Source organism: Bacillus cereus group sp. N6 (assembly GCF_016483705.1).
GTDB classification, from domain to species: Bacteria; Bacillota; Bacilli; order Bacillales; family Bacillaceae_G; genus Bacillus_A; species Bacillus_A wiedmannii.
In genome coordinates this window covers 1-4,261 of the sequence record NZ_JAEHBI010000112.1, presented here as the reverse complement: position 1 = coordinate 4,261, position 4,261 = coordinate 1, and the positions used below count along the sequence as shown (strand labels likewise).

Here is a 4,261-nt window from a genome sequence, read left to right as displayed (position 1 = left end):
AATGAAGCTCTCATTATACAAGCTGATGATGGTGATCTACTGATTGCGGATGACTTTGAACATAATGAATACGCTGTGTTTGAAGACACCTTTAGTAATGTTACCGTAAAAGAGTATCAGTTTAAGAGAAGTTTTAAACAAAGCGAAGTCATGCATGTAAGATATCGGAATGACAAGTTATCACCTCTTATTGATGGTTTGTTTACGGATTATGGTGATTTATTTGGAAGGATATTAAGCTCTCAAAAGCGTAAAAATCAAATTCGTGCCACAGTCGATATGGACATGCTTGCTGCAAAGAGTAAAGACCATCAAGCAAAACTCCAAAATTTCATAGATGACATGTATAAAGCGATTGGAGAAAAAGACGTTGCTATCATTCCACAACAACCAGGTTTTAAGTATGCTGAAACATCAGGTGGCGGAAACTCTGGTCAGAGTGTGGAGGAAATCAATAAAGTAACAAATGGCTTCTTACATCAAGTAGCAATGGCTTTTGGTATTCCGACTGCTTTGATGTATGGGGAAATGGCTGATGTAGAGAAGCAAACGAAGAATTACATGCTTTTCACAGTGAACCCTTTGTTAAAAAAGATTTCAGATGAAGCGAACGTTAAATTTTTTGAAAAAGAAGAGTACCTTTCCGGTAAAAAGATTGAAATGAAAGCCGTTTCTTATCAAAGTGTATTTGACCTTGCGACAAGTATCGATAAACTCGTTTCTTCAAGTGCATTTACAGGTAACGAAATTCGATTAGAAGTAGGATATGAAGTTTCGGATGATCCAAACTTAAATATCCATCATATTACAAAGAACTATACGAAATTAAATGAATCCGAAGGAGGTGAAAATACAAATGACAGTGAAAATTGACGTGAAAGGGCCAATTATTTCAAATGATGAAGTTTGGATTTATGATTGGTTTGAAATGGATGCGACAAGCCCAGGTAAGATTACAAAACAACTGGATAACGCAAATAATGAGGATGTAATTGTATCAATCAATAGTCCTGGTGGTTATGTGGATGAGGGGTCGGAAATTTATACAGCATTAAAAAATTATCCTGGTCATGTGGAAGTTCAAATTGTTGGTTTAGCAGCAAGTGCAGCTTCTGTAATTGCTATGGCAGGTGATAAAGTTCGAATCTCTCCAACAGCAAAAATTATGATTCACAACGCTGCTAAGTGGCATGGTGGAGATCATCGTGACATGGAAAAGGCGGCTGAGATGTTAAAAATAACAGATCGAGCAATTGTAAATGCCTATGTCATTAAAAGTGGTAAATCTGAGGAAGAACTACTAAACATGATGGCTGAAGAAACTTGGATGGGTCCGCAGCAAGCATTAGAAAACAATTTCGCGGATGAAATCATGTTTATGGAGAATCCAGTTAAAATGACTGCTTCAACGGCTACTGCTGCCATGCTTCCGCAGAAAGTAATCGATGGTTTTAGAACTGGAACAATGAACAAAGGTCAAGGAATTACAAAAGAAGATTTAAACGCCGCTTTATCAGGGCTGAAAAACGAGATTCTGAATGATTTACAAAACAATATAGAAGAACAACCAAAGGAGCCAAATCCTAAACCTGTAAAAAACAGTGGGATTAAAGGGCTCCTTTTAAAATTATAAAAAAATGGGGGAAACACATAATGGTCATTACATTTAATAAATCTGAAGCATTTCATACAGCGAAGGCAAAATTAACGGATGCTCTAACGAACGCTGAAAGCACAGAAAAAGAGCAAACATCAGCATTTGAGAATTTCTTTGATGCAATGCAAATGGATGTAATTCACACAGTCCGTAATCAAGTACATGATGAAATGTTAGATCGTTCTATTCTTCAACAACGCGGTCAAAATGTATTAACTGCAGCTGAAACAAAATTCTTTAATAGCGTTGTACAAGAAGGTGGATTTAAAGATGGTGAAATTCTTCCGGTAACTACACAAGAACGAGTATTTGAAGACTTAGTAACAGAACATCCATTACTTGATGCTTTAGGGCTACAAGATTTAGGAGCTGTAACGAAGTTCATTTATTCTGATGCAACAAAAGCATATGCATGGGGCGAGTTATTCGGTGAAATTCGAGGACAAGTAAACGCAGCGTTCCGAGAAGAGAAGATTGGTCAACTTAAATTAACTGCGTTTGCAGCTATTCCGAATGACATGTTAGAGCTTGGGCCGGTATGGGTTGAACGTTATGTTAGAACTTTATTAGTAGAATCGTATTCAGTAGGTTTAGAATTTGGTTATGTAAATGGTGGCGGATCAGTAGTGCATCAACCTGTAGGTTTAATGAAAGATGTACATGCAACTACAGGCGCAGTTACTGATAAAAAATCATCTGGTACATTAACATTCGCTCCATCTAAACATGGTGAAGTAATTGCTGGTGAGCTTTATGAAGTGGTAAAAGCTTTATCTGTTGATGGAAAAGGCAAATCTCGCAAAGTATTAAATAAAATTGTGATGGTTGTAAATCCTGTGGATGCAATTGGTGTACAAGCACGTAACACAATTCAAACTGCTAATGGTCAATGGGTAATGGCATTACCTTATAACATTCAAACTGTTGAATCTGAAGAAGTTCCAGTTGGAAAAGCAGTATTCTTTGTAAAAGGTCAATATCTTGCAGCAATTGCTGGTGGATATAAGCTGAAAAAGTTTGATCAAACGTTAGCGATTGAAGACGCTACGCTTTATACAATCAAACAGTTTGCTAACGGTAAACCGAAAGATAATAAAGCAGCTCTTGTATATGACTTGAAGATTTCTTTCACACCACCTACAACTCCAGAAACTAAATAAGGAATGATGTGAATGGATAAGGTAATTTCGATTGGAATATTACAGGAATTTAAAGAAAGGATGCACTTGGGTGATGATGAAGATGATAACCTAAAGCGCATTCTTTCTACATCTAATAAGGCATTACTTAGGATTTGTGGGAATTATGATTTAAACAATGACGAGGAGTTCAAGGAATTAGTCTTTGAACGCTCTCGTTATGTTTATAATGATGCATTAGAGTATTTTGACAAGAATTTTTTAAGTCAAATTAATAGTTTAGGCATCGATAAAGCATTAGAAGAAATTAAGTTGGACGGTGATTAATATGCGTCCTTTTCAGTACAAGAAACCAATGAATACAGGTGATTGTAGAAATCGAATTGTTATTGAACAACCTGAAGTAATAAAAGATGAATTGAATCAAGAAGTTGAAACAGGTAATTGGCAAGAAGTTAAAAAAGCATGGGCAATGATAAAAACGGTAAAAGGTTCGGAGTATATGGAAGCTTCGGCTTCACAGTCTACACGAATGTATCGTTTTGTAATTTCTTATACAACAGGTATTACAGAATTAATGCGAATTAAAATGAAGGGTCGTATCTTTGATATTATCGAACCGCCAATGAATGATGATGAAATGTATCAAACATTGACTATTATCGCAAAGGAGCACGTTTAATATGAATGATTTTGCGAGCGATCTTGCTAGAGAATTGCAAAGATATGCGAATGTTGTGGAAGAAGAATTGTTAACCGCACAAGAAGAAGTGGCTGATGTTGCTGTAGAAAAATTAAAGCAGAATAACCCTAAAAAGACAGGCGGTTATCGTAAAGGCTGGCGCAAGAAGAAAGAGGGTACATCTATTGTCGTCCACAATTCAAAAGGGCAACTCACACATCTTTTGGAAAATGGTCATGCAAAAGTTGGTGGTGGACGCGTTCAGGCTAAAGTGCATATCCGTCCAGTTGAAGAGTATGTAATTGATGAATTGCCAAAACGTATCGAAAGGGCGCTTGAATAATGACATTAGGTGAATTAATAAAAATCCTTGAAGCTACAGGTTATCCTGTGGCTTATTCGCATTTCACAGCAACGCCAGGTAAGCCAGTGCCAGCGCCACCTTATATTTGTATTCTTGTGAATGGATCAGCAGTGCGCCCATAAAGGTGTGTGAAAAATCTCCTTAGACAAGAGATGGGAAGTCTGCATACAAACCCATTTACCAACTCACTAACTTAGAGAGGAAACTCAAAGAGGACAATAGCATGTGAGTAAAGCTATAAGTTGTCTAATTATCAAGGCACGACTGAATGGCAAGGTAAAGAGTTATAAATAAGGATGAAAGCTGTACTGCTTCAACCATAGTCCAAAGTGGAGTACCGTCGCCTGAAGTGAAAGATAATTGATACGCTTCGCATCTCCAGATGAATGAGCTTCGCTGACTCATTTCATCACATTGAA

General features: G+C 37.0%; 7 protein-coding genes. All 7 read left to right on the top strand.

Translation table 11 applies throughout. The annotated features are described in order from the left end of the window. Positions 1-873, top strand: an 873-nt coding sequence (locus JDS99_RS29945; protein ID WP_199696376.1) for a phage portal protein, incomplete at its 5' end; no start/stop codon positions are given. After that, positions 857-1,633: a head maturation protease, ClpP-related gene (locus JDS99_RS29940; RefSeq protein WP_199696375.1), complete on the top strand. Its 777-nt coding sequence runs from the start codon at positions 857-859 to the stop codon at positions 1,631-1,633. The genes JDS99_RS29945 and JDS99_RS29940, both read left to right, overlap by 17 nt. Before the next feature lie 20 nt (positions 1,634-1,653). Further along, a complete protein-coding gene (locus JDS99_RS29935; protein WP_199696374.1) occupies positions 1,654-2,817 on the top strand; it encodes a phage major capsid protein in 1,164 nt (387 codons plus the stop codon). Positions 2,818-2,829: 12 nt separating this feature from the next. Beyond that, positions 2,830-3,123: a hypothetical protein gene (locus tag JDS99_RS29930; RefSeq protein WP_199696373.1), complete on the top strand. Its 294-nt coding sequence runs from the start codon at positions 2,830-2,832 to the stop codon at positions 3,121-3,123. A gap of 1 nt (position 3,124) precedes the next feature. Then, a complete protein-coding gene (locus tag JDS99_RS29925; RefSeq protein ID WP_199696372.1) occupies positions 3,125-3,478 on the top strand; it encodes a phage head closure protein in 354 nt (117 codons plus the stop codon). 1 nt (position 3,479) lies between these two features. Then, positions 3,480-3,821, top strand: coding sequence for an HK97 gp10 family phage protein (locus JDS99_RS29920; RefSeq protein WP_199696371.1), 342 nt, complete (start codon positions 3,480-3,482; stop codon positions 3,819-3,821). Further along, a complete protein-coding gene (locus JDS99_RS29915; RefSeq protein ID WP_199696377.1) occupies positions 3,821-3,964 on the top strand; it encodes a hypothetical protein in 144 nt (47 codons plus the stop codon). The genes JDS99_RS29920 and JDS99_RS29915 overlap by 1 nt, the downstream gene beginning before the upstream one ends. Positions 3,965-4,261: the final 297 nt, after the last annotated feature.